Source organism: Escherichia sp. WS3227_2, from assembly GCF_046486495.1.
Lineage (GTDB): Bacteria > Pseudomonadota > Gammaproteobacteria > Enterobacterales > Enterobacteriaceae > Escherichia > Escherichia coli.
In genome coordinates this window covers 54,636-79,357 of sequence record NZ_JBJQLG010000007.1, presented here as the reverse complement: position 1 = coordinate 79,357, position 24,722 = coordinate 54,636, and the positions used below count along the sequence as shown (strand labels likewise).

The following is a 24,722-nucleotide window of genomic DNA, read 5'->3' as shown; positions in this document are numbered from 1 at the left end:
GGAAGCTCGATGGAAAGCAAACGTCTGGATAATGCCGCGCTGGCGGCGGGGATTAGCCCCAATTACATCAATGCCCACGGTAAACCGCAGTCGATTAGCGCCGAAACCAAACGGCGTTTGCTTGACGCGATGCATCAACGTACCGCCACGAAAGTGGCGGTAACGCCAGTCCCGAATGTCATGGTTTATACCAGCGGCAAAAAAATGCCGATGGTGGTGGAGGGCAGCGGCGAATATAGCTGGCTGCTGACCACCGAAGAAGGAACGCAGTACAAAGGCCATGTAACGGGGGGCAAAGCGTTCAATCTACCGACGAAGCTGCCGGAAGGTTATCACACGCTGACACTCACCCAGGACGACCAGCGCGCGCATTGCCGGGTGATTGTCGCCCCGAAACGCTGTTACGAACCGCAGGCGTTGCTGAACAAACAAAAGCTGTGGGGTGCCTGCGTTCAGCTTTATACGCTGCGATCGGAAAAAAACTGGGGTATTGGGGATTTTGGCGATCTCAAAGCGATGCTGGTGGATGTGGCAAAACGTGGCGGGTCGTTCATCGGTCTGAACCCGATTCATGCGCTCTATCCGGCAAATCCGGAAAGTGCCAGCCCGTATAGCCCGTCTTCTCGCCGTTGGCTGAATGTGATTTATATCGACGTTAACGCCGTTGAAGATTTCCATCTTAGCGAAGAGGCTCAGGCCTGGTGGAAGTTGCCGACCACGCAACAGACGCTGCAACAGGCGCGGGATGCCGACTGGGTCGATTACTCCACGGTTACCGCCCTAAAAATGACAGCATTACGAATGGCGTGGAAAGGTTTCGCGCAACGTGATGATGAACAGATGGCCGCGTTTCGCCAGTTTGTTGCAGAGCAAGGCGACAGCCTGTTCTGGCAGGCGGCGTTTGACGCACTACATGCCCAGCAAGTGAAAGAGGACGAAATGCGCTGGGGCTGGCCTGCATGGCCAGAGATGTATCAGAACGTGGATTCACCAGAAGTGCGCCAGTTCTGCGAAGAACATCGTGATGACGTCGATTTTTATCTCTGGTTGCAGTGGCTGGCTTACAGCCAGTTTGCCGACTGCTGGGAGATAAGCCAGGGCTATGAAATGCCGATTGGCTTGTATCGTGACCTGGCCGTTGGTGTAGCAGAGGGTGGAGCAGAAACCTGGTGCGACCGGGAGTTGTATTGTCTGAAAGCGTCGGTTGGCGCACCGCCGGATATCCTCGGCCCGTTGGGGCAGAACTGGGGATTGCCGCCAATGGACCCGCATATCATCACCGCGCGTGCCTATGAACCGTTTATCGAGCTGTTGCGCGCCAATATGCAAAATTGCGGCGCATTACGAATTGACCATGTGATGTCGATGCTGCGTTTGTGGTGGATACCGTATGGCGAGACGGCAGATCAGGGGGCATATGTTCACTATCCGGTGGATGATCTGCTCTCGATTCTGGCACTCGAAAGTAAGCGTCATCGCTGTATGGTGATTGGTGAAGATCTCGGTACCGTACCGGTAGAGATTGTTGGTAAGCTGCGCAGCAGCGGTGTGTACTCCTACAAAGTGCTCTATTTCGAAAACGACCACGAGAAGACATTCCGCTCACCGAAAGCGTACCCAGAGCAGTCGATGGCGGTTGCGGCGACACACGACCTGCCTACGCTACGCGGCTACTGGGAGAGCGGGGATCTAACGCTGGGCAAAACTCTGGGCCTGTATCCGGATGAAGTGGTACTGCGCGGTCTGTATCAGGATCGCGAACTGGCGAAGCAAGGGCTGCTGGATGCACTGCATAAATATGGTTGTCTGCCAAAACGTGCCGGGCATAAGGCATCGTTGATGTCGATGACGCCGACGCTTAATCGTGGTTTGCAGCGCTACATTGCCGACAGTAACAGTGCTCTGTTAGGACTACAGCCGGAAGACTGGCTGGATATGGCTGAACCGGTGAATATTCCCGGCACCAGTTACCAGTATAAAAACTGGCGGCGCAAGCTCTCCGCAACGCTTGAGGCGATGTTTGCCGATGATGGCGTGAACAAGTTGCTGAAGGATTTGGACAGACGGCGCAGAGCGGCAGCGAAGAAGTAGTAGGGTGCGGTTGATGCCGGATGCGATGCATCCGGCAGTCAGTGTTATCAAATCACCATATTCAGCAGCAGACAGCCTACCAGACCGCACACCGAGATAATGGTTTCCAGCATCGACCAGGATTTGATGGTCTCGCCGATAGTCAGGTTAAAGTACTCTTTGAACAGCCAGAAGCCCGGATCGTTCACGTGAGAGAAAATCACACTACCGGAACCAACCGCAATAACCATCAGCTCCGGGCTAACACCCGTCGTTGCAATCAGCGGTGCCGCGATACCACCCGCAGTGATTGCCGCAACGGTTGCGGAACCCAGCGCGATACGCAGTACGGCAGCAATCGACCAGGCCATCAGCAGCGGAGAAATGTTGGTTTCGTGCATCATGGAAGCAATGTATTTGTCCACGCCGCTGTCTACCAGCACCTGCTTGAACGCACCGCCACCACCGATAATCAACAGCATCATCGCAATGATTTTGATGGAAGAAACCAGCGTGTCGTTAATCTGATCCATTGAACGACCACGGTTCAGACCAAAGGTGAACATCGCAATCAGTACGGCAATCAGCGTAGCCATTACCGGGTCACCGAGGAACTCCGCTACCGGCAGGAAAGCGTGACCTTTCGGCAGGATCATTTCGGCAATCGCACGCATCGCCATCAGTACAACCGGCACCAGAGAGGTCCAGACGCTGACGCCAAAGCTCGGCATCTCTTCTTCGCTGAAGGTTTTCGCGCTGTACAGACCTTCCGGGATCGGCTTATCGATACCTTTCAGCACGCGAGCGTAAACCGGACCGGCGAGAATCACGGTCGGGATTGCCAGAATAGTACCGTACAGCAGGGTTTTACCCATATCGGCATTGAAAATGGTGGCAATCGCAGTCGGACCCGGATGCGGTGGCAGGAAGCCGTGGGTCACAGACAGTGCAGCCGCCATTGGTACACCAACATACAGCAGTGGAATATTCGCGGAAGCCGCGATGGTAAACACCAGCGGCAGCATCAGCACGAAACCCACTTCATAGAACAGGGCAAAACCAACGGTAAAACCGGTCAGTACCACCGCCCACTGGATGTGTTTTTTACCAAATTTAGCAATCAGCGTGGTGGCGATACGTTGTGCGCCACCGCAGTCTGCCAGCATTTTGCCCAGCATTGCGCCAAAACCCATGATCAGGGCAAGGCTACCGAGCGTTCCGCCGACACCGGCTTTGATAGAGCCAATAACTTTATCCAGCGGCATTCCTTGCATTAATCCAACAGCAAGCGCCACGAGGACGAGAGCGATGAAGCCGTTCATTTTGAAACGGATCATCAGGAGCAACAACAAGATTACACCGATAGCAACAATGACTAATGGCATGATTTACCTGGCCTTTCATTTGTTATGGGTAACGTCAATTTTCTGACGACAAACTCTAATTATCCCAATCGGGAACAGAGATATTGCGGCACCACGACTGATACCCACTAAAACTAATTATTGTAGTCAGATGTCAGGAGTATGTTTGGTACCCATGTGAATGATACGGGTAACATCCGGCGTTTGAGAATCACCAGAGCGGGGTAAATTTAAATTATGAGAGGTTGGTCATATTATCGCGGGGAAACGAAGGGAGGGGGTTGCCAAAGCAATGCTGCGCCAACGTCTGGCACATGTTCAACATAGGCCCGAAATGACGCTTTAGCGTCGCATCGGGCAATCTACAAAAGAGGGGATAACTTAGTAGTAGGAGTGCTCGCCGCGCTGGTGTTCGGTGAGATCGCGCACACCTTTCAGCTCCGGGAATTCGTTCAGCAGCTGCTTCTCGATCCCTTCTTTCAGCGTTACATCGACCATGGAACAACCGTTACAGCCGCCGCCAAATTGCAGAATAGCGTAACCGTCTTCGGTGATTTCCATCAGCGAAACGCGACCACCGTGACCAGCCAGTTGCGGGTTGATCTGCGACTGCAGCATATACTCAACGCGCTCCATCAGCGGTGCATCGTCTGCGACTTTACGCATTTTGGCGTTAGGCGCTTTCAGTGTTAGCTGAGAACCCAACTGGTCGGTAACAAAATCGATCTCTGCATCTTCCAGGTAAGGAGCGCTTAACTCATCAACATACGCGGTCAGCAGGTCAAATTTCAGGGCAGTGTCGGTGGCTTCTACAGCGTCCGGCGGACAATAAGAAACGCCACATTCAGCGTTAGGCGTGCCAGGGTTAATCACAAATACGCGGATTTGTGTCCCTTCTTCCTGATTTGCCAGCAGTTTGGCAAAGTGCGCTTGTGCAGCATCGGAAATACGGATCATAGTAATGGCCTAATAGTTGACTATTTTAGTTGGTTATAATACGCCCATCATCGAGGCTCTACAAGGTTCGACAAAGGCACCAGACCTGGACAGTCGCCGCACCATTGCGTAAAAGCAACTGCGCAATCTCTGCGACGGTACTTCCGGTGGTGACGACATCATCCACAATCACCATATGGCGACCTTGCACAGGCAATTCAAGGCGAAAGGCATTTTTCAGGTTGCGCTTGCGCAGCCGGGCACTGAGAAAATGCTGGGTCGCAGTGGCCCTGGTACGTGTGACGGCTTCGCTATCCCATTGGCAGTGCAACCAGCGGGATAACGGCTGACACAGCAAATCGCTCTGATTAAATCCCCGACGCCAGTGACGTCGCTGCCATAACGGAACGCTGATGATGCGATCCGGCAGTTGCAAGCCGGTGGTGCGACGAGCGTGTAAGACTTCCAATAGTAACAGACGTGCCAGGGCGCTGGCGATTTCGCTGCGCCGGGAAAACTTAAGCTGGTGGATTAGCGGGCTTAACGGCGGCGCATAGTCGGCAACCGTGACCAGTCTTTGCCAGGGCGGCGGTTTTTGCAGGCAGCGACCGCAGGGAAGATGGGCGTGTGTGGCGGGTAATCCACATTGTGGGCATAACGTTTTATCGCTACGGGAGGCGCGTGAGCAGACTGAACAAATCCCCCAATGACCTAACGCCAGCGGCATTCGGCATAGCCAGCATAATCCCGGTACTGTTAGCATATGTTCATCCTTGTAAGTCAAAAGAGAACAATAGCGGATGAATAACATCTGGTGGCAGACCAAAGGTCAGGGGAATGTTCATCTTGTGCTGTTGCACGGATGGGGACTGAATGCCGAAGTGTGGCGTTGCATTGACGAGGAACTTAGCTCGCATTTTACGCTGCACCTTGTTGATCTGCCCGGTTTCGGGCGCAGCCGGGGATTTGGTGCGATGTCACTTGCTGATATGGCCGAAGCCGTGCTGCGACAGGCACCTGATAAAGCCATTTGGTTAGGCTGGAGTCTGGGCGGGCTGGTGGCAAGCCAGATTGCGTTAACCCATCCCGAGCGTGTTCAGGCGCTGGTCACCGTGGCGTCGTCGCCTTGTTTTAGTGCTCGTGACGAGTGGTCGGGGATAAAACCGGACGTGCTGGCGGGATTTCAGCAGCAACTCAGTGAAGATTTTCAGCGTACGGTGGAGCGGTTCCTGGCGTTACAAACCATGGGTACTGAAACGGCGCGCCAGGATGCGCGGGCGCTGAAGAAAACCGTTCTGGCGTTACCGATGCCGGAGGTTGACGTGCTCAATGGTGGGCTGGAAATCCTCAAAACGGTCGATCTCCGTCAGCCGCTGCAAAACGTGTCCATGCCGTTTTTGCGATTGTATGGTTATCTCGATGGTCTGGTGCCGCGCAAAGTGGTGCCGATGCTGGATAAACTCTGGCCGCACAGCGAGTCGTACATTTTCGCCAAAGCGGCCCATGCGCCGTTTATTTCGCATCCGGTCGAGTTTCGTCACGTGCTGGTGGCGTTGAAGCAGAGGGTGTAGGTGGCTTTTGAAATGGCGAGACAGAACTTTACTGACTCGCCGCAGCCAACTCTTCTTCTGACACCCCGGTAAAACGCATGATGTCCGCAAGAGGGACTCAGGATTACAGCATTCTTTTGGCGATATCCAGGGCTTCCAGGCGTCGACCCAATAAATAACCAATCAGGTAACTAATAAGATATTCTCTTTCTGCATCTGTCATTAAAACCATCCTTTACGTTATTGATGATTTATTTCAGCAAGGTCTTCAACCGTCAGGCTGGTAAATCGCAGAACGTCCTCAAGAGAAACTCCGGCGTCCAGCATGGTTTTGGCAATATTTAGGGCGTTGGTACGTATACCTTTCTGAAACCCTTCCTGCCGCAATCTTTCCGCAATAGTCATTAAGCTCTCCTTGTGTTTCGGTGAATGTTCGGCAACGCCGTCGATAAAATCGTTAAAACGTACCGCATCGCCGGTTTGCAAGATGTAATTAAACAGCCCTTTGATTTGTCTGTCATTAGCGTATCCACTACTTAATAAGCAGGCCATTTGCTCTACCAGCCCCATCAGATCGCGTTGACGGATATGTTTTTGAATTAACTCCAGCAGCGCCATGCGTCGGTGCTGCATGATTTCATCATCAGGCATGACGGTGACATCAATCAGCGGAAATGCGGAGGCATAAAGCTGCCTTGCCAGTTTGGGATCGGCGAAACAATCCAGCCAACACAGCGAATAGGGATAGGGGCTTTCAATACCGTGGTAAAACAACAATGGCACCACCATCGGCAACGTTTTGTATCCGGCATCAAGGTGATTTTGCATTGCGGCAATAGCGTAACGCATCATGCGAAATGCGATCAGTTTGTTTGAGGTGCTTTGATGTTCAATCAGACAATAGATGTATCCTGGTCCTTGTTCCGTTTTCACCGACCACAGCACGTCGGAATAGCTTTCACGCAGATCGTCATCAATAAAGCTGCTCGACTCCAGCTTGAGGGTTTTCATATCACAGAGCGCGTGAATGGGTGCCGGTAAATGAAACGCAAGAAAATCGCATGCCGTCTCCGGTTGGCGTAAAAAGAGTTTGAACAGCGCATCGTGTGGGGTGGAACTCTGCTTTTTGCTCATGGCGTTCCTTCACCTGTTATTTGAATGCCGCGACTCTACGCGCCACTCCACACCTGTGCATTAGCCAGTTTTCATCCCTGCGAGACGCTTTCAGAGGAACTTACGTCGCGCTGCAAGAATTGCATTTTTATGGAAAGCCGCACGCAAAAAAGCCCGGATGCAAACGCATACCGGGCTTTTCAAAACAGGCGATGGAGTATGGTTAACGCAGCGCCCACCACTCGCGCAGACAGACTTTGCCTTCCGGGCAGCTTTTACAACTGCCAGAGAGGCAGCCGTCAGGTTCTTCCTGAATCCGCACGGCTTTGCCCATGCTTTCCAGCTGTTGCAGCATGGCGTTAATCATTGGCTGCGGCGTGTTCAATGTCTGGCTTATCTGGGCCGCTTCCATACGGCCCCGTAACGCCAGCAAATCACGTACCTGAATAAGTGAAGCCATTAATGGCAATCACCGGTGGTGCTGGCTGCGCAGCAACTGCTTACCGATTTGCGCGTTGCCAGCAGTTCGATATTCACCCGGCTACGCGCGCGGCGCAGCAGACCGATAACCACGATGTTAAACAGGATAACCGCCAGAATGCACACCAGGCTGTAAGTTGGATGCTGGCTGTAGCTGGCGACTTGATAGAACAATGTTGCCAGCGAGTAAGCGATATTCAGCCCCCACAAGATGGAGAAGCCCATCCAGCCACGGCTTGATTCACGGGCGATAGCACCCATCACCGAGATGCACGGTACGTACAGCAGGACGAAAATCAGGTAGCTGTATGCGGCAGCTGCGCTACCGAATTTCTGATCCATCACACCCATCGCCCCGGTACCCATTTCGCCGTCGCCTTTGCTCGCTTCAATCGGGTTCATCAGTACGCTAAGGCTGAAGGTGTCTTTCAGGCTCTGCCAGGTTTCATCTACCGCACTGAACAGCTCTTCACCGAGGTTAAATTCCGCCGGATTGAACTCTTCGTCCTGAATATTTTCTGCGGTGTAGAGGGTGTTGAGCGTACCCACCACCACTTCTTTCGCCATTGCGCCTGTAAACAGGCCAACCGTTGCCTGCCAGTTATCTTCATGCACGCCAATCGGCTTGAAGACTGGGGTGATCACCCGGCTGACGGAAGCCAGCGCCGAGTCGTTGATGTTATCGACGATTTTCCCGCTCAGAGAGAAGCTGTTGAAAGCACTCAGGAAAATGCTGACGATGATAATCACTTTACCAGCACGCAGAACGAAGCCTTTCAGACGCTGCCAGGTCTGGATAATCAGGCTTTTAACGTGTGGTACATGGTAGACCGGCAGCTCCATGACAAACGGCGTCGCTTCACCGCGCATGATGGTGTACTTGAGCATCAGGCCAGTCAGCACCGCCATCACAATACCGAGCATATACAGCGAGAAGACCGCCAGCGCACCGTTCTGCCCGAAGAAAGCAGCCGCAAATACTGCGAAGATAGCCAGACGCGCGCCGCAGGACATAAACGGTGCCATCATGATGGTCATCAGACGTTCACGCGGTGCATCAAGCGTACGTGCGCCCATTACCGACGGTACGTTACAACCGAAACCAACGATCAGCGGTACAAAGGATTTCCCCGGCAAGCCCAGCGCCTGCATCAGACGGTCCATCACAAACGCCGCACGCGCCATATAGCCGGAGTCCTCAAGGAAGGAGAGGAACAGGTACATCATGCCGATCTGCGGCACCAGTGGCAGCACGGTGTTAATACCGCCGCCCAGGCCCTGGGCGAGGAAGATAGTCAGCCAGTCCGGGAAGTGGAGCGTGTAGCCAATCCACTGAATACCATGCACAAACAGCGCCACGGAACCGACATCAAACAGCGGCTGTAACGCCCCGCCGATGTTGATAGCCAGCAGGAACATCAGGTACATCACAAAGAGGAAAATCGGCAGACCGAGGAAACGGTTGAGCACGATTTTATCTACCGCAGTGGTGAAACGGCTGGGTTCTGCCGTCAGGGTGTTGCTTACCACATCACAGATGGCAGCAATGCACTGGTAACGCGCATCGGCAATGTGCAGCGCCGGATCGTCCATCTCATTACGCAGACGGGCGAGGGCGGCATCCAGATGCTGCGACGCTTCACCGGCGTAGGCGCGGCTGTAGATATCGCCTTCCAGCATTTGCAGGCCCAGCCAGCGACGTTGTTTCAGCGGGATGTCGGAAGGCATCACTTTTGCCAGTGAATCTGCTTCGTTGAGTAGCGGCTGTGCGTAATGCACCAGTTCCACATTCTCGTTAGCTTTATAGCGATCAATCGCCAGCTTGAGCGCTTCAATACCGCGACCACGGGTTGAAACCAGCGGGATCACCGGGCAGCCAAGACGCGCCGACAGAGCATCAATTTCAATACGAATATTTTGCTTCTCGGCAATGTCGAGCATGTTCAGTGCCACGATGCAGGGAATGCCGAGTTCCAGCAGTTGCAGCGTCAGGTACAGGTTACGCTCAAGGTTAGACGCATCCACCACGTTAATCAGCAGGTCGGCGTCGCCACTCAGAATATAGTGACAGGCGATTTGCTCATCGAGCGAGGTCTGCGATGAGATGGTGGTCAGAGAATAGGTGCCGGGCAGGTCCACCAGCGTGACCTGATGATCGGTGGTGGAGAATTGCCCTTCTTTACGTTCGACGGTAACGCCAGCCCAGTTACCTACACGCTGACGTGCACCAGTGAGCTGGTTAAATAAGGTTGTCTTGCCAGAATTTGGATTACCAATTAAGCCAATGGTTAATTTTTTCATTGTTGTTATCACCGTATTAACAGGAAACCGCTTCCACTTCTAATAAGGCCAGATCTTTTTTGCGTAATACCAGGCTCACACGACGGGTTTCGATATGAATGGGGTCGCCGAGTGGAGCGACGCGCACCACATTAAAAGAGGAGCCTGGTAACATGCCTAGAGAAAGCAGTTTTTGGCGATATGCCGGGCTGATTTCACGGGAAAAGCCAGTGATTTTCCACGCAGTATCTGGAGTGTATTGCATAGGTGCCTACTTGTTTCTCATTAACTGGATAACTACCTCATGGGGCGTTTGACAGCGACATGAGACCAGATGATTTGCCAACGAAGGAGAGATTAAATAATCAACAATACAATGATAATGAGAATGGTTTCTATCAGCAATACTTAAAATGTGTGCGAATGTTGGTTTGAATAATAATCTGACTCAATGTTGATGTGGCTCAAGGTTATATCGCAGCGAAAATATAATTCGAATAGCGAATTACCAGGACTGGTTAATGTTTAATTAAGGTTTCATTTGTTAATGAAGTGATAAATATTAACGGAATATATTGTGAGTTTGGCTGTGGAATAAAAAGGCCGGAGATATTCTCCGGCACTTTTATGTCAGGCAAGGCGTTCGTTGCCAGATGCGGCGTGAACGCTTTATCTGGCAGGTTTACGTTTGTCTATCAGGGCGTTTAACGTTTTTTGCCCATTGCCGCCGCCAGCGCATCCATCATCGCGCTGTTACCGGCAGGCTGCGCTTCACGCCCACGCGGTTTGGCTGCCGGGCGGTTGTTTTGCGGGCGTTCATTCCCGCCGCCGCGACGCGCGTTGGTTTCGCCAGGCTGCTCGTCCAGACGCATAGTCAGGGCGATACGTTTGCGCTGAAGATCCACTTCCAGCACTTTCACCTTCACAATATCGCCCGCTTTCACCACGGTATGCGGATCTTCCACAAACTTATTCGACAATGAAGAGATGTGAACCAGGCCGTCCTGATGCACGCCGATATCGACAAACGCGCCAAAGTTGGTGACGTTGGTCACTGCGCCTTCGAGGATCATCCCCGGTTGCAGGTCGTTCATTGTCTCGACGCCATCGGCAAACTGAGCGGTTTTAAATTCCGGACGCGGATCGCGACCCGGTTTTTCCAGCTCTTTGATGATGTCAGTTACCGTCGGTACACCGAATTTTTCATCAGTAAAGTCAGACGCTTTCAGGTTACGCAGCTCGCTGCTGTTACCCATCAGATCTTTCAGTGCCTGCTGTGTTGCTGCCAGAATGCGTTCCACCACCGGATAGGCTTCCGGGTGGACGGTAGACGCGTCCAGCGGGTTATCACCATGGTTAATGCGCAAGAAGCCCGCGCACTGCTCGAAGGCTTTCGGCCCCAGACGGCTCACTTTCAGCAGTTGCTGACGGTTCTGGAACTGACCGTTCTCATCGCGCCAGGCAACGATGTTTTGCGCCATCATGCGCGTCAGGCCCGCCACGCGAGTTAACAGCGGAACAGAAGCGGTGTTGAGATCAACACCAACAGCGTTTACGCAGTCTTCTACTACTGCATCCAGTTTGCGTGCCAGCTGCGTCTGGCTGACGTCATGCTGATACTGACCTACGCCGATAGATTTCGGATCGATTTTCACCAGCTCCGCCAGCGGATCTTGCAAACGACGGGCGATAGATACCGCGCCACGCAGCGAAACGTCGAGATCCGGGAACTCCTGCGCTGCCAGCTCGGAAGCCGAGTAAACCGACGCGCCTGCTTCGCTGACGATCACTTTCTGCGCGGTCACTTTCGGGAACTGCTTCTGCACGTCGAGATAGAAACGCTCAGTTTCGCGGGAAGCTGTACCGTTGCCGATCGCCACCAGTTCAACATTATGCTTTTCACACAGGGCAGCAACGGTCATCGCTGCTTTTGCGGCTTGTCCGGTGTGCGGGTAAATGGTATCGGTCGCCACCAGTTTGCCAGTTGCATCGACCACCGCTACTTTTACCCCGGTACGCAGACCCGGATCGAGGCCCATCGTTGCACGCAGTCCGGCTGGGGCCGCCATCAGCAGATCGTGCAGGTTACGGGCAAAGACGTTGATTGCTTCATCTTCCGCGCGTTCGCGCACGGTGCCCATCAGTTCGGTTTCCAGATGCATCAGCACCTTGATGCGCCACGTCCAGCTCACCACGCCTTTGCGCCAGCTATCCGCCGGGGCATTGTTCAGGCGCAGGCCGAGATGATCCATAATGATTTGCTCGCAATAGCTCTCTTTTGGCGGCTCATCGAACTGCGGATCGGCATTCAGCGAAAGCTGAAGTACGCCTTCGTTACGACCACGGAACATCGCCAGCGCGCGGTGAGAAGGCACCGTTGACAGCGGTTCGTGATGATCGAAATAGTCGCGGAATTTCGCCCCTTCCTCTTCTTTACCACTCACCACCGTAGAAACTAAATGCGCGTTCTTCCACAGATAATCACGCACTTTCGCCAGCAGCGCGGCATCTTCGGCAAACCGTTCCATCAGGATATAGCGCGCGCCGTCCAGCGCGGCTTTGGTATCTGCCACGCCTTTATCGGCATCAACATATTGTGCAGCGGCGACTTCTGGCGTGTGTGATGGAGAGCTCCACAGCAGGTCAGCCAACGGCTCAAGCCCTGCTTCAATGGCGATTTGCCCGCGGGTGCGGCGTTTAGGTTTGTAGGGCAGGTAGAGGTCTTCGAGTTCGGTTTTGCTTAGTGTGGCGTTGATGGCATTCGCCAGCTCGTCAGTGAGTTTGCCTTGCTCGGAAATGGACTTGAGGATCGCCTGACGTCTCTCTTCCAGCTCGCGCAGATAGCTCAGACGCGTTTCCAGATTACGCAGCTGCGTGTCATCCAGACCGCCGGTAATTTCCTTACGATAACGTGCGATAAACGGCACGGTATTCCCTTCGTCAAGCAGGCGAACGGCAGCGTCAACCTGTTCCGGGCGCGCCTGAATTTCACCCGCAATAATGCGGCAGAACGAATCATTCATCATGGTTTGAGTTCATCTTTTTGGATCAAAAATCAAGGGATAGTTATACGGACTGGCTGGCAAAAATGCCAGCCATCGGCAGGAGGTTAAGACTCTTCCTTACGGTTTCACGTACTCGATAGCATTAACATACCAGCTCGCTTCCCCGGCAGGGGTATTGACCACCGCCAGGTCGCCCACCTCTTTTTTCAGCAATGCGCGAGCCATCGGGGAATCGATAGAGATGTAATCTTTACGGCCAAAAATTTCATCGTAGCCGACAATACGGAAACGGTGAGTCACGCCATCGTCGTTTTCAATCTCCACCCACGCGCCAAAAAAGACTTTGCCTTCCTGCTGCGGGGAGTAATCGACGATTTTGAGATTTTCCATGCATTTAGTGAGATAGCGCACGCGACGGTCGATTTCACGCAGGCGCTTTTTATTATACTGATAGTCAGCATTTTCGCTGCGGTCGCCCAGACTTGCGGCCCAGGTCACCTTTTTTGTGACCTCCGGGCGTTCTTCACGCCAGAGATAATTAAGCTCTTGTTTGAGTTTTTCATACCCTTCCCGGGTAACCAGGGGCGTTTTCATCTCGTTGATTCCCTTTGTCTGTTTGATAATGCGCACATTGGGTATAACGTGATCATATCAACAGAATCAATAATGTTTCGCCGAATAAATTGTATACTTAAGCTGCTGTTTAATATGCTTTGTAACAATTTAGGCTGAAATTCATACCAGATTTAGCTGGTGACGAACGTGAGCTTTTTTAAGAATACACGCTTACAAATTGTTGCGAACCTTTGGGAGTACAAACAATGCAAGAGAACTACAAGATTCTGGTGGTCGATGACGACATGCGCCTGCGCGCGCTGCTGGAACGTTATCTCACCGAACAAGGCTTCCAGGTTCGAAGCGTCGCTAATGCAGAACAGATGGATCGCCTGCTGACTCGTGAATCTTTCCATCTTATGGTACTGGATTTGATGTTACCTGGTGAAGATGGCTTGTCGATTTGCCGACGTCTTCGTAGCCAGAGCAACCCGATGCCGATCATTATGGTGACGGCGAAAGGGGAAGAAGTGGACCGTATCGTTGGCCTGGAGATTGGCGCTGACGACTACATTCCAAAACCGTTTAACCCGCGTGAACTGCTGGCCCGCATTCGTGCGGTGCTGCGTCGTCAGGCGAACGAACTGCCGGGCGCGCCGTCACAGGAAGAGGCGGTAATTGCTTTCGGTAAGTTCAAACTTAACCTCGGTACGCGCGAAATGTTCCGCGAAGACGAGCCGATGCCGCTCACCAGCGGTGAGTTTGCGGTACTGAAGGCACTGGTCAGCCATCCGCGTGAGCCGCTCTCCCGCGATAAGCTGATGAACCTTGCCCGTGGCCGTGAATACTCCGCAATGGAACGCTCCATCGACGTGCAGATTTCGCGTCTACGCCGCATGGTGGAAGAAGATCCGGCGCATCCGCGTTACATTCAGACCGTCTGGGGTCTGGGCTACGTCTTTGTACCGGACGGTTCTAAAGCATGAGGCGATTGCGCTTCTCGCCACGAAGTTCATTTGCCCGTACGTTATTGCTCATCGTCACCTTGCTGTTCGTCAGCCTGGTGACGACTTATCTGGTGGTGCTGAACTTCGCGATTTTGCCGAGCCTCCAGCAGTTTAATAAAGTCCTCGCGTACGAAGTGCGTATGTTGATGACCGACAAACTGCAACTGGAGGACGGCACGCAGTTGGTTGTGCCTCCCGCTTTCCGTCGGGAGATCTACCGGGAGCTGGGGATCTCTCTCTATTCCAACGAAGCTGCCGAAGAGGCCGGTCTGCGTTGGGCACAACACTATGAATTCTTAAGCCATCAGATGGCGCAGCAACTGGGCGGCCCGACGGAAGTGCGCGTTGAGGTCAACAAAAGTTCTCCTGTCGTCTGGCTGAAAACCTGGCTGTCGCCCAATATCTGGGTGCGCGTGCCGCTGACCGAAATTCATCAGGGTGATTTTTCTCCGCTGTTCCGCTATACGCTGGCGATTATGCTATTGGCGATAGGCGGGGCGTGGCTGTTTATCCGTATCCAGAACCGACCGTTGGTCGATCTCGAACATGCTGCTCTGCAGGTCGGTAAAGGGATTATTCCGCCGCCGCTGCGTGAATATGGCGCGTCCGAGGTGCGTTCGGTTACCCGCGCCTTTAACCATATGGCGGCTGGTGTTAAGCAACTGGCGGATGATCGCACGCTGCTGATGGCGGGGGTAAGTCATGATCTACGTACGCCGCTGACGCGCATTCGCCTGGCAACCGAGATGATGAGCGAGCAGGATGGCTACCTGGCCGAATCGATCAATAAAGATATCGAAGAGTGCAACGCCATCATTGAGCAGTTTATCGACTACCTGCGCACCGGGCAGGAGATGCCGATGGAAATGGCGGATCTCAACGCAGTGCTCGGTGAGGTGATTGCCGCCGAAAGTGGCTATGAGCGGGAAATTGAAACCGCGCTTTACCCCGGCAGCATTGAAGTGAAAATGCACCCGCTGTCGATCAAACGTGCGGTGGCGAATATGGTGGTGAACGCCGCCCGTTACGGCAATGGCTGGATCAAAGTCAGCAGCGGAACGGAGCCGAATCGCGCCTGGTTCCAGGTGGAAGATGACGGTCCGGGAATTGCGCCGGAACAACGTAAGCACCTGTTCCAGCCGTTTGTTCGCGGCGACAGTGCGCGCACCATTAGCGGCACGGGATTAGGGCTGGCAATTGTGCAGCGTATCGTGGATAACCATAACGGCATGCTGGAGCTTGGCACCAGCGAGCGGGGCGGGCTTTCCATTCGCGCCTGGCTGCCTGTGCCGGTAACGCGGGCGCAGGGTGCGACAAAAGAAGGGTAAATAAAACGGGAGGCGAAGGTGCCTCCCGTTTTGCTTTCTATAAGATACTGGATAGATATTCTCCAGCTTCAAATCATTACAGCTTCGGACCAGCCGCTACCAGCGCGGCACCCGCTGGGGTGTCGGTGTATTTATCGAAGTTGTCGATAAACAGTTTCGCCAGCGTTTCAGCTTTTTCCTGCCACTGTTCCGGAGAAGCGTAGGTGTTACGCGGATCGAGAATCTTCGTGTCTACGCCCGGCAGTTCGGTTGGGATCGCCAGGTTAAACATCGGCAGAGTGAAGGTTTCTGCGTTATCCAGCGAACCGTTGAGGATGGCGTCGATAATGGCGCGGGTATCTTTAATGGAGATACGTTTGCCAGTGCCGTTCCAGCCGGTGTTAACCAGATACGCCTGCGCGCCTGCCGCCTGCATACGTTTCACCAGCACTTCTGCGTATTGGGTCGGGTGCAGCGACAGGAATGCCGCGCCGAAGCAAGCGGAGAAGGTTGGCGTCGGTTCGGTGATGCCGCGCTCTGTACCGGCCAGTTTGGCGGTGAAGCCAGAGAGGAAGTGGTACTGGGTTTGATCGGCAGTCAGACGAGAAACCGGCGGCAATACGCCGAAAGCATCTGCGGTCAGGAAGATAACTTTAGTTGCGTGGCCCGCTTTGGACACCGGCTTAACGATGTTTTCGATGTGATAGATCGGATAAGAAACGCGGGTGTTCTCGGTTTTTGAACCATCATCAAAGTCGATAGTGCCATCTTCACGCACGGTGACGTTTTCCAGCAGCGCATCACGACGGATAGCGTTGTAGATTTCAGGTTCCGCTTCTTTCGACAGCTTGATAGTTTTTGCGTAGCAGCCGCCTTCGAAGTTAAATACGCCGTCATCGTCCCAGCCGTGCTCGTCATCGCCAATCAGGCGACGTTTCGGGTCGGTGGAAAGGGTGGTTTTACCGGTGCCGGAAAGGCCGAAGAACACCGCAACATCGCCTTTCTCGCCAACGTTGGCGGAGCAGTGCATAGAAGCGATACCTTTCAGCGGCAGCAGGTAGTTCATCATTGAGAACATCCCTTTCTTCATTTCGCCGCCGTACCAGGTGCCGCCAATCAGCTGCATGCGCTCGGTCAGGTTAAACGCCACGAAGTTTTCGGAGTTCAGACCCTGTTCTTTCCACTGCGGGTTAGTGCACTTCGCGCCGTTCATAACGATAAAGTCTGGTTTGAAACCTGCCAGCTCTTCATCGCTCGGGCGAATAAACATGTTTTTGACAAAATGCGCCTGCCAGGCCACTTCGGTGATGAAACGGACGGAAAGACGAGTATCCGGGTTCGCACCACAGAAGGCGTCGACAACGAACAGACGTTTGCCGGAAAGCTGTTTGGTCACCAGGCCTTTCAGATGCTGCCAGGTTTCCGGAGAGAGAGGTTTGTTGTCGTTCTTACCTTTGCCTTTGTCTGCCCACCAGAAAGTATCGCGAGTGGTATCGTCACGGACGATATACTTATCTTTTGGTGAACGACCGGTGAAGATCCCGGTATCGACGGCAACGGCACCCAGATTAGTTAACACCCCGCGCTCATAACCTGTCAGGCTCGGATCGAGCTCTTCCTGATACAGCAGGTCGTAGCTTGGGTTGTAAACGATATCATGTACGTCACTGATACCATAAGCCTCGAGTTCTTGCGGGGTCAAACCATTGTTAACGCGCATTTCACTGCTCCTTAGCCAATATGTATTGCCTGAATAGTAAAGTCTTTTTGGGGGTGTTAACCGCGACAAGGCTCATAGATTTACGTATCTGGAGAAATTCATATTTGACAAAAAACTCCGTGATTCCTGTCACGAAACGGTTGCTATTATCGCAGAAATAGCATTTTAGGTGTGGAAAATGTTCTCAAAAGGTTAAATCTTGGTTTATATGGCGGGAATATTGTGAGTGGAATCGCATTCCTGAATGAAATTGATGCAAATTCAATCGGTAAAGTATCGATTCACCACGCTAACTTTTTTTGATTATTTTCTGAAAAAAGCAAAATACTACGGCCCGGATGCGATAATTAACCCACTTTTTGATTCTGGATAACTAACATGGATAACGTTGAGCTTTCACCCGCAACACGCTGGGGGATGATTGCTACCGGATTACTTCAGGGTCTGGTTTGCTACCTGCTGATCGCCTGGCTTGCCGGAAAAAATCACAGTTGGATTGTTTATGGCGTGCCTGCGACCGTCGCGTTTTCATCCGTTTTACTCTTCTCCGTGATCTCCTTTAAACAGCAGCGCCTTTGGGGATGGCTGGCGCTGGTGTTTATTGCCACGCTAGGGATGAGCGGTTGGCTAAAGTGGCAAATTGATGGCATGAACCACTGGAGAGCAGAAAAGGCGCTTTGGGATTTTGGCTGCTATCTGCTGCTGATGGCAATGTTGTTGCTACCGTGGATACAACAAAGCCTTCGCATCCGCAATGACAGTAGCCGCTATCGCTATTTTTACCAGTCAGTATGGCATAACGTACTTATATTACTGGTGATTTTTCTTGCCAATGGCTTGACATGGCTGGTACTTTTACTGTGGGGCGAGTTGTTTAAACTTGTTGGCATCACGTTTTTCAAAACGCTCTTTTTTGCAACCGACTGGTTTATTTATCTCACGTTAGGTCTGGTTACCGCACTGGCGGTGATCCTCGCGCGTACACAGTCACGTTTAATCGACTCTATTCAAAAGTTGTTCACGTTAATCGCCACGGGGTTGCTGCCGTTAGTATCATTGCTAACCCTGATGTTTATTATCACCCTGCCGTTTACGGGCCTGAGCGCGATTTCTCGCCACATCTCCGCCGCCGGGTTGCTGTTGACGCTGGCATTTTTGCAATTGATCTTAATGGCTATTGTCCGCGATCCCCAAAAAGCGTCACTTCCCTGGACAGGGCCGTTGCGTTGCCTGATTAAAACCGCTTTGCTGGTTGCTCCGCTGTATGTGTTCGTCGCCGCCTGGGCGTTATGGCTGCGGGTCGCTCAGTACGGCTGGACTGTCGACCGCTTGCAGGGCGCGCTGGCGGTGCTGGTGTTACTGGTGTGGTCGCTGGGGTATTTTGTCAGCATCGTCTGGCGTAATGGGCAAAATCCCCTTGTTCTTCAGGGCAAAGTGAACCTTGCGGTTTCGTTATTGGTGTTGGTGATACTGGTGCTTCTTAATTCGCCGGTGCTGGACAGTATGCGTATTAGCGTGAACAGTCATATGGCGCGTTATCAGAGCGGCAAAAACACGCCAGACCAGGTAAGTCTCTATATGCTCGAACAGAGCGGTCGCTATGGACGTGCGGCGCTTGAGTCGCTGAAAAGCGATGCCGAGTATATGAAAGACCCGAAACGTGCGCGGGATCTGCTGATGGCGCTAGATGGAGAGCAACATCTTCATGAACAGGTATCGGAAAAAGTATTAGCCGAAAATGTGTTAATTGCCCCAGGCTCTGGCAAACCGGATACGGCATTCTGGTCGGCCTTAATCCAGGATCGCTATAACGTGATGACCTGTATTGAAAAAGACGCCTGCGTACTGGTCGAGCAAGATCTGAATAGTGATGGCAGGGCAGAGCGGATCCTCTTTGCCTTTGATGATGAAAGATACATTGTCTATGGCTTTGATCCTGACAAGAAAGAATGGCAAGAGCTTACGATGAGTTTACTTCCGCGTGATATAACGAAAGAAAAATTACTCACAGCTGTGAAGGATGGAAAACTGGGAACGAAGCCTAAAGCGTGGCGCGATCTTGTAGTGGATGGTGAAAGGCTGGATGTGAATCTGAATGAGTGACAAAGCGCATCAGGTGTATTAGTCGTAAAATCCGGCAGAGCCCTCTCTGCCGGATATACTCATTAATGAACTTGCGGATCTGCCGGAGAGGCGTTATTGCGGATTTCAGCAATATCCATCGCATTGAACAGATAGTGGTTACCGCAGTAATCGCAATGCATGTCAATTTCGCCATCTTCCGCCAGGATACTATCGACTTCTTCATCCGGCAGCGTTTTTAGCGCGTCGGCGCAACGTTCACGCGAACAGGTGCATTTGAACTCCACATCCTGCGGATCGTAAACCGTCACCTCTTCTTCGTGATACAAACGCCACAACACTTCGTTTGCCGGTAAGGTCAGCAGTTCTTCGGTTTTGATGGTTTCGGTTAGCGTCGCCAGGTGGTCAAAGTCGTCCTGCTGGGCATTTTGCGCAGGCATTACCTGCAACAACATACCGCCTGCAGCCGGTTTGCCGTCTACGTCGCCGGTGCGAATAAACAGGCGCGTCGGCAGCTGTTCAGAACGCATAAAGTAATCTTCCAGGCAGGCCGCCAGGGTATCACCTTCCAGACCCACCACGCCCTGATAGCGTTCACCTTCGCTCGGGGTGATGGTGATCACCACGTAACCATTGCCGACCAGCGTTTTCAGGTCGGCATTTTCTGGAATTTCGCCCTGCACGCGCGCCACACCGCGCATCTGCTGGTTGTTGTTACCGTTGATGACTGCCAGATTCATCGGGCCGTCGCCTTGCAGCTGTACGGTGATATCACCATCAAATTTCAGCGTAGCGGTTAACAGGCTGGTCGCAACCAGCAGTTCTGCCAGTACGTTTTTAACGGGCTGCGGATAATCGTGATTCTCAAGGATCTGTTGCAGGGTTTCCGAAACGGTTACCAGTTCGCCGCGCACGGCAAAGTTTTCAAACAGATAGCGATGTAATTGGTCATGTTGCGGCATAATCATCTCTCTTGCAGGTGACAGTTATTCACTGTCGCCGTGTTTAAATCGTAACAGGTCGCGGCGCTCTTTTTTGTCCGGGCGTCGGTCCGGGTGCGGCATGGTTAAGGCATTAAGTTTACGTGCCAGCGCCATTTTTTCGCGTTTCTCTACACTTTCCGCAGTCTCTTCATACAGCAAGGCTGCCTCGCTGGCGGGGCGACGCTGTTCAGTAATCGCCTTTACAATCACCGTGCGTTCGTCATTTCCCTGGCGCAGAGTGAGCGTGGCATTCAGCTCGACGATTTTGCTCGGCTTGCTGCGCTGCCCGTTGTAATGCACCTTACCGCCTTCAATCATTTCACGGGCCAGCGCGCGGGTTTTATAAAAACGGGCGGCCCATAGCCATTTATCCAGTCGAACCTCAACAGCAGGTTTTTCTTTCATGGCGTCTCCTTCACATTAGCGAGGGGATCAGGCGGCGGTAGTCATTCAGTGACGGATGGCGTTGATACTGTTTCTCGGCAATCCCGGAGTCAGGATTAGTCACGCCGAGGCAGTAACGAATACCAAATTGCGCGGCAGCATCGAGAATCGCTTCGCTGTCATCAATAAACAGCGTTCTTTCAGCTTTCAGTCCCGTAGCTTCGGCCACCGCATGCCATAACCGCTGATCCTCTTTCGGATAACCAAATGTGTGGGTGGAAAGTAATAAATCAAGGTGTGCGTCCAGACCGGTATGCTCAAGTTTTACCGCCAGGTTGTGCGGATGAGCATTGGTGAGCAAAATTCGCTGCTTACCGCTGGCTTTCAGTGCCTCAAGAAACGGAATGGTATCTTCACGCAGTACGGCACGCGGTCCCATCTCGGTGGTCATCGCACAGATATCCAGACCCAGTTGCTCACTCCAGTAATCAAGACAGTACCAGTTTAGCGTATGCTGTACGTCGTGATATTGCTGGCGCATATATTCCATCGCTTCCTGTGGCGTAACCCCGTTTTTCGCGCCCCATGTTTCAGGCACCAGCTTTTGCCAGAAATAATTATCGAAGGCGAGGTCGAGCAACGTGCCGTCCATATCCAGCAGAACGGTATCTACGTCCTGCCAGGCAATGTTGATATGCATGAGGGAAATCTCCAGAGTGAAGCAATTTGCGCGACAGGGTAGCATAACCTGCCGCGCAAACGTGTTATTCGATAAGGCTTTCTGAAGGGGTGATCAGTTGTGGGTTCAGGCAGCTTTCATAATAGGCCTGAATCTTCATCATGCGAGTACGATGACGCTGGTAACGACGCCAGGCCTGTACGCCATTATAAATGGCGCTACCCAGCATCGTCAGTAGCAGCAGTGTGGTGCTGAGATAGCGCCACAGGCCGGAACGATCCGGGATCGGATGAAGGCCTATATGCTGCGTACCATTGGCGTCAGTGAAGATTTTTGTGACGATACCTTCGGCGTTAAACGGTGTATGCATCAGCATTTGTGCCAGTTTCTGGAAAGCGTTCCACTGTTCTTGCGGCGGGTAGTCGTAAAGTGATGCCGAAGGCCAGGGCTGATCAACAAAATCGCTGCCTTCGTCGCTGACAATCAGGAATCCACCGGGAGCCGGACTGTTTAGTGATTGTGCCGCTCGCGCCGTTTCATGCGTGATAAACGGCGCGGTGGAGGTTGCCACCAGGTTATCCAGTGATTCCGCACTCACCGGGCGTAATAACACATTCACGCCATCGAGTTTCCCAGCGTTGGCGCGTTTTACCAGCGCGTCCCAGTCTTTACTGTTGCCGAGATTGACCAGCGCATTTTTCAGTCGCACACAGTCATCTTTGGCAGAACACAGATCCGCTGTCTTCAGTACTATGTCGCCAAAATCATCAAGCAATACCATGCCGGATTTTTGAATTGCTGAACGTAATGAGGCGCTGACGCGAGATTCATCTTCCGGTTTAGGGTGCAGCTGGCGATTAACTGCTTCGGTCAATGCCGTCGCTTTGTTGACCAGTTCAGATTCTGGTAATGGCAATGAGCGGGCGTCATTCCAGATGATCTGCGAGCAGTCAAACGGTAAAAAAGGTGAGTTGGTTTTCGCGCTCCAGGTACCGGAAGTGCGAATATTACACATTCCCGTACCGCTAATACGCAATGTATCGCCAACCCGCACGCCAGCGTCAGCCAGTTGTTTCACGCTGGTGGCTTCAATGGTCTGCGCGCCTTTCATCCACGAGAGGGTGAATTTCAGCGGCATATCCAGCGGGATCCAGAATAACAGCATAAACAGCACCAGTAGCGAGCCCGCAGCGATAATCGTACTGCGCAGCCAGTGCTGTAACGGAAAGTTTTTTACTTCATCATGCAGCGAAAGATATCGCCCCTGACGCACTACGTGGCGGTCGAGATAGATATCGATATCGGTTTGTTGACCGAGATCCTGAGCAATGTATGGCTGCCAGTGTGCGGGGTAGACCAGGTCGATAATACCGAGTGAAATATTGTTGATCTGTTCCTGATCGTTTTCGCCAAACAATCCCCAACGACGGGGTGTACCGCGCAGACAATGAATTTCCCGCAGGGAGGATTTTGCCGGGGGCGCGAATAGCCCCCACAGACCTGCGCCCAGCAGCAGTAACGCGCCGCCTGCCAGCCACGGAACAAATACATCCGGGGTAATCAGGCAGAAAAAGAACATCAGGAATGAGGCGACAATCAGCAACGCTTCACGCAGCCCGCGCGGACGACTTAGCGCATACTCTTCGTGCGTTTCTTTGCGAATATTGAGTAGCTCGATTTGCTCACTCTCTTCCCCGCGAATCGACGCCTGCGTTGACGGAACAGGTTGCAAGGCATAGCCGCGAGTTTCCTGCATGTACTCCTGCAGCGTATGACCGTTGAGTGAAATAACCAGCGGCAGCGAATCGGTATGAATCAGTTCAACGGTATTCTCATCGTTGATGTACTGCTCCCAGAAAGGGGGCAGGTGGACTTCTACCGAATCGAGGTAGTAACGCCATTTATTCGGATCGTCGGTAGAGATGCCGTAACGCGTGATAGCGTGTGTCAGCATCATGACGTTGTTGCTTTCGGCATTCAGCGTCAGAGAGATCGGTGCCGCGCTGGCTCCCGTTGGGCCAGGCACCTGTAATACCTGCGTCAGGCTCTCAAGATAATTTTCAACGGCGCTACGTTCTTCAGGTGTGAGTTTACGCGTTTGCGCATCCGCGAAGGCGTTGGTCCAGGGCAGCTGACGCCGTCTGGATCGCACTTTTATCAGCCATCCCGCAAGTAGTGAGCAGGCCAGCAAAGCAGCTAAAAAAATCACAATGGTGCTCATGCTTTCCCCATCTTACTTAGTCTGTCAGGCGTGGTCAGTCGCACCGGACACAATACATGATTCTGCGGTTGGCTATCGGCAAGCGTGGAGTTTAACTTGAGCATCATTAAGCACATCACAGTAACCGCTGATCATAGCAAACCCTCTGAAGGCGGAATATCAGCAAATTCCTGGAGTTATTTCAACCTATTGACTTTTAATTTGATTTGAGGACGATTATTTATTAAGTTACATAAATGTAAATAACATGCAATTCACATTGCCGAAAGCGTGTCCTATATCGCACAATAACCGCTGATTTCACAGCATAGATCCCACGATGAGTAAATCATTACAAAAACCCACCATTCTGAATGTTGAAACTGTAGCCCGTTCCCGACTGTTTACCGTCGAAAGCGTGGATCTGGAGTTCAGCAATGGCGTGCGGCGTGTTTATGAACGAATGCGTCCAACTAACCGGGAAGCAGTGATGATTGTGCCGATTGTGGACGATCACCTGATCCTGATCCGCGAATACGCAGTGGGAACTGAATCCTACGAATTAGGTTTTTCGAAAGGATTAATTGATCCAGGTGAAAGCGTCTACGAAGCCGCTAACCGCGAGCTAAAAGAAGAGGTGGGATTTGGTGCGAACGATCTGACTTTTTTGAAGAAGCTCAGCATGGCACCGTCTTACTTTTCCAGCAAAATGAATATCGTGGTAGCGCAAGATCTCTACCCGGAATCGCTGGAAGGCGATGAGCCAGAGCCACTACCACAGGTGCGCTGGCCGCTGGCGCATATGATGGATTTGCTGGAAGACCCTGACTTCAACGAAGCGCGTAATGTCAGCGCGCTGTTCCTCGTGCGCGAATGGTTGAAGGGGCAGGGGCGGTTGTAAATGCGTGAAGTTTGCCTGATGCACAACGCTTATCAGGCCTGTGTGGCTCCTGCAATATATTGATTTTTCTAGATGTTGCTAGACGGGTAAAGTGTTCACGCCGTAT

At 52.6% G+C, this 24,722-nt stretch carries 20 protein-coding genes; 6 read left to right on the top strand and 14 right to left on the bottom strand.

What is annotated here, in order from left to right:
* Positions 1 to 9 precede the first annotated feature (9 nt).
* A complete protein-coding gene (gene malQ, locus ACJHXB_RS11650) occupies positions 10 to 2,091 on the top strand; it encodes a 4-alpha-glucanotransferase (RefSeq protein ID WP_000444339.1) in 2,082 nt (693 codons plus the stop codon).
* Between the two features lie 47 nt (positions 2,092 to 2,138).
* On the opposite strand, the gene gntT is transcribed toward malQ, so the two are convergent.
* From gntT to gntX, 3 genes are all read right to left on the bottom strand, one after another.
* On the bottom strand, positions 2,139 to 3,455 hold the full coding sequence (gntT, locus tag ACJHXB_RS11645; protein WP_001131758.1) for a gluconate transporter: 1,317 nt from the start codon (positions 3,453 to 3,455) through the stop codon (positions 2,139 to 2,141).
* Between the two features lie 360 nt (positions 3,456 to 3,815).
* A complete protein-coding gene (gene nfuA, locus ACJHXB_RS11640) occupies positions 3,816 to 4,391 on the bottom strand; it encodes a Fe-S biogenesis protein NfuA (RefSeq protein WP_000619389.1) in 576 nt (191 codons plus the stop codon).
* Positions 4,392 to 4,449: 58 nt separating this feature from the next.
* A complete protein-coding gene (gene gntX / locus ACJHXB_RS11635; RefSeq protein ID WP_001469395.1) occupies positions 4,450 to 5,133 on the bottom strand; it encodes a DNA utilization protein GntX in 684 nt (227 codons plus the stop codon).
* Between the two features lie 37 nt (positions 5,134 to 5,170).
* On the opposite strand from gntX, the gene bioH reads away from it, so the two are divergent.
* Positions 5,171 to 5,941 carry a pimeloyl-ACP methyl ester esterase BioH gene (gene bioH / locus ACJHXB_RS11630; protein WP_001060102.1) on the top strand — a complete coding sequence of 257 codons (771 nt, stop codon included), beginning with the start codon at positions 5,171 to 5,173 and terminating at the stop codon, positions 5,939 to 5,941.
* A 219-nt stretch (positions 5,942 to 6,160) separates the two neighbouring features.
* Here the strand turns inward: bioH and rpnA are convergent, their stop codons facing one another.
* The 6 genes from rpnA to greB all read right to left on the bottom strand — a co-directional run bounded on the left by rpnA (position 6,161) and on the right by greB (position 13,392).
* Positions 6,161 to 7,054 carry a recombination-promoting nuclease RpnA gene (gene rpnA / locus ACJHXB_RS11625; protein WP_000039076.1) on the bottom strand — a complete coding sequence of 298 codons (894 nt, stop codon included), beginning with the start codon at positions 7,052 to 7,054 and terminating at the stop codon, positions 6,161 to 6,163.
* Between the two features lie 202 nt (positions 7,055 to 7,256).
* On the bottom strand, positions 7,257 to 7,493 hold the full coding sequence (gene feoC / locus ACJHXB_RS11620; protein ID WP_001315049.1) for a [Fe-S]-dependent transcriptional repressor FeoC: 237 nt from the start codon (positions 7,491 to 7,493) through the stop codon (positions 7,257 to 7,259).
* Positions 7,493 to 9,814 carry a Fe(2+) transporter permease subunit FeoB gene (gene feoB, locus ACJHXB_RS11615; protein WP_000737015.1) on the bottom strand — a complete coding sequence of 774 codons (2,322 nt, stop codon included), beginning with the start codon at positions 9,812 to 9,814 and terminating at the stop codon, positions 7,493 to 7,495. Before feoB ends, feoC begins: the two co-directional genes overlap by 1 nt.
* Before the next feature lie 16 nt (positions 9,815 to 9,830).
* Entirely contained in the window at positions 9,831 to 10,058 is a 228-nt protein-coding gene (gene feoA, locus ACJHXB_RS11610) for a ferrous iron transporter A (protein WP_001200455.1), read from the bottom strand.
* A 439-nt stretch (positions 10,059 to 10,497) separates the two neighbouring features.
* Complete coding sequence (locus tag ACJHXB_RS11605; protein WP_000980764.1) at positions 10,498 to 12,819, bottom strand: Tex family protein; 2,322 nt, start codon at positions 12,817 to 12,819, stop codon at positions 10,498 to 10,500.
* Positions 12,820 to 12,915: 96 nt separating this feature from the next.
* Entirely contained in the window at positions 12,916 to 13,392 is a 477-nt protein-coding gene (gene greB, locus ACJHXB_RS11600; protein ID WP_000856744.1) for a transcription elongation factor GreB, read from the bottom strand.
* A 227-nt stretch (positions 13,393 to 13,619) separates the two neighbouring features.
* Here greB and ompR point away from each other — a divergent pair, with 227 nt between their 5' ends.
* Both ompR and envZ read left to right on the top strand, forming a co-directional pair.
* Positions 13,620 to 14,339, top strand: a complete 720-nt coding sequence (ompR, locus tag ACJHXB_RS11595; RefSeq protein WP_001157751.1) for a two-component system response regulator OmpR — start codon at positions 13,620 to 13,622, stop codon at positions 14,337 to 14,339.
* On the top strand, positions 14,336 to 15,688 hold the full coding sequence (gene envZ, locus ACJHXB_RS11590) for a two-component system sensor histidine kinase EnvZ (protein ID WP_001253707.1): 1,353 nt from the start codon (positions 14,336 to 14,338) through the stop codon (positions 15,686 to 15,688). The genes ompR and envZ overlap by 4 nt, the downstream gene beginning before the upstream one ends.
* A 76-nt stretch (positions 15,689 to 15,764) precedes the next feature.
* Here envZ and pckA read toward each other — a convergent pair whose 3' ends face one another.
* Positions 15,765 to 17,387: a phosphoenolpyruvate carboxykinase (ATP) gene (gene pckA / locus ACJHXB_RS11585; RefSeq protein ID WP_001309803.1), complete on the bottom strand. Its 1,623-nt coding sequence runs from the start codon at positions 17,385 to 17,387 to the stop codon at positions 15,765 to 15,767.
* 378 nt (positions 17,388 to 17,765) lie between these two features.
* Here pckA and ACJHXB_RS11580 point away from each other — a divergent pair, with 378 nt between their 5' ends.
* The gene (locus tag ACJHXB_RS11580; protein WP_000370843.1) at positions 17,766 to 19,490 is read left to right on the top strand and encodes a DUF4153 domain-containing protein; all 1,725 of its coding nucleotides are present in this window, start codon (positions 17,766 to 17,768) and stop codon (positions 19,488 to 19,490) included.
* Between the two features lie 62 nt (positions 19,491 to 19,552).
* Here the strand turns inward: ACJHXB_RS11580 and hslO are convergent, their stop codons facing one another.
* From hslO to igaA, 4 genes are all read right to left on the bottom strand, one after another.
* Positions 19,553 to 20,431, bottom strand: coding sequence for an Hsp33 family molecular chaperone HslO (hslO, locus tag ACJHXB_RS11575; protein ID WP_001135574.1), 879 nt, complete (start codon positions 20,429 to 20,431; stop codon positions 19,553 to 19,555).
* Between the two features lie 24 nt (positions 20,432 to 20,455).
* Positions 20,456 to 20,857 carry a ribosome-associated heat shock protein Hsp15 gene (gene hslR / locus ACJHXB_RS11570; RefSeq protein WP_000660483.1) on the bottom strand — a complete coding sequence of 134 codons (402 nt, stop codon included), beginning with the start codon at positions 20,855 to 20,857 and terminating at the stop codon, positions 20,456 to 20,458.
* A 10-nt stretch (positions 20,858 to 20,867) separates the two neighbouring features.
* Entirely contained in the window at positions 20,868 to 21,536 is a 669-nt protein-coding gene (yrfG, locus tag ACJHXB_RS11565) for a GMP/IMP nucleotidase (protein WP_001295168.1), read from the bottom strand.
* A gap of 64 nt (positions 21,537 to 21,600) precedes the next feature.
* Entirely contained in the window at positions 21,601 to 23,736 is a 2,136-nt protein-coding gene (gene igaA, locus ACJHXB_RS11560) for an intracellular growth attenuator protein IgaA (RefSeq protein ID WP_000104561.1), read from the bottom strand.
* A 319-nt stretch (positions 23,737 to 24,055) separates the two neighbouring features.
* On the opposite strand from igaA, the gene nudE reads away from it, so the two are divergent.
* Complete coding sequence (nudE, locus tag ACJHXB_RS11555; RefSeq protein ID WP_000045743.1) at positions 24,056 to 24,616, top strand: ADP compounds hydrolase NudE; 561 nt, start codon at positions 24,056 to 24,058, stop codon at positions 24,614 to 24,616.
* Positions 24,617 to 24,722: the final 106 nt, after the last annotated feature.

Bases quoted from the DNA above. Each gene is read 5' to 3' on its own strand.
- malQ (WP_000444339.1), top strand. From the start codon at position 10: ATGGAAAGCAAACGTCTGGATAATGCCGCGCTGGCGGCGGGGATTAGC.
- gntT (WP_001131758.1), bottom strand. From the start codon at position 3,455: ATGCCATTAGTCATTGTTGCTATCGGTGTAATCTTGTTGTTGCTCCTG.
- nfuA (WP_000619389.1), bottom strand. From the start codon at position 4,391: ATGATCCGTATTTCCGATGCTGCACAAGCGCACTTTGCCAAACTGCTG.
- gntX (WP_001469395.1), bottom strand. From the start codon at position 5,133: ATGCTAACAGTACCGGGATTATGCTGGCTATGCCGAATGCCGCTGGCG.
- bioH (WP_001060102.1), top strand. From the start codon at position 5,171: ATGAATAACATCTGGTGGCAGACCAAAGGTCAGGGGAATGTTCATCTT.
- rpnA (WP_000039076.1), bottom strand. From the start codon at position 7,054: ATGAGCAAAAAGCAGAGTTCCACCCCACACGATGCGCTGTTCAAACTC.
- feoC (WP_001315049.1), bottom strand. From the start codon at position 7,493: ATGGCTTCACTTATTCAGGTACGTGATTTGCTGGCGTTACGGGGCCGT.
- feoB (WP_000737015.1), bottom strand. From the start codon at position 9,814: ATGAAAAAATTAACCATTGGCTTAATTGGTAATCCAAATTCTGGCAAG.
- feoA (WP_001200455.1), bottom strand. From the start codon at position 10,058: ATGCAATACACTCCAGATACTGCGTGGAAAATCACTGGCTTTTCCCGT.
- ACJHXB_RS11605 (WP_000980764.1), bottom strand. From the start codon at position 12,819: ATGATGAATGATTCGTTCTGCCGCATTATTGCGGGTGAAATTCAGGCG.
- greB (WP_000856744.1), bottom strand. From the start codon at position 13,392: ATGAAAACGCCCCTGGTTACCCGGGAAGGGTATGAAAAACTCAAACAA.
- ompR (WP_001157751.1), top strand. From the start codon at position 13,620: ATGCAAGAGAACTACAAGATTCTGGTGGTCGATGACGACATGCGCCTG.
- envZ (WP_001253707.1), top strand. From the start codon at position 14,336: ATGAGGCGATTGCGCTTCTCGCCACGAAGTTCATTTGCCCGTACGTTA.
- pckA (WP_001309803.1), bottom strand. From the start codon at position 17,387: ATGCGCGTTAACAATGGTTTGACCCCGCAAGAACTCGAGGCTTATGGT.
- ACJHXB_RS11580 (WP_000370843.1), top strand. From the start codon at position 17,766: ATGGATAACGTTGAGCTTTCACCCGCAACACGCTGGGGGATGATTGCT.
- hslO (WP_001135574.1), bottom strand. From the start codon at position 20,431: ATGCCGCAACATGACCAATTACATCGCTATCTGTTTGAAAACTTTGCC.
- hslR (WP_000660483.1), bottom strand. From the start codon at position 20,857: ATGAAAGAAAAACCTGCTGTTGAGGTTCGACTGGATAAATGGCTATGG.
- yrfG (WP_001295168.1), bottom strand. From the start codon at position 21,536: ATGCATATCAACATTGCCTGGCAGGACGTAGATACCGTTCTGCTGGAT.
- igaA (WP_000104561.1), bottom strand. From the start codon at position 23,736: ATGAGCACCATTGTGATTTTTTTAGCTGCTTTGCTGGCCTGCTCACTA.
- nudE (WP_000045743.1), top strand. From the start codon at position 24,056: ATGAGTAAATCATTACAAAAACCCACCATTCTGAATGTTGAAACTGTA.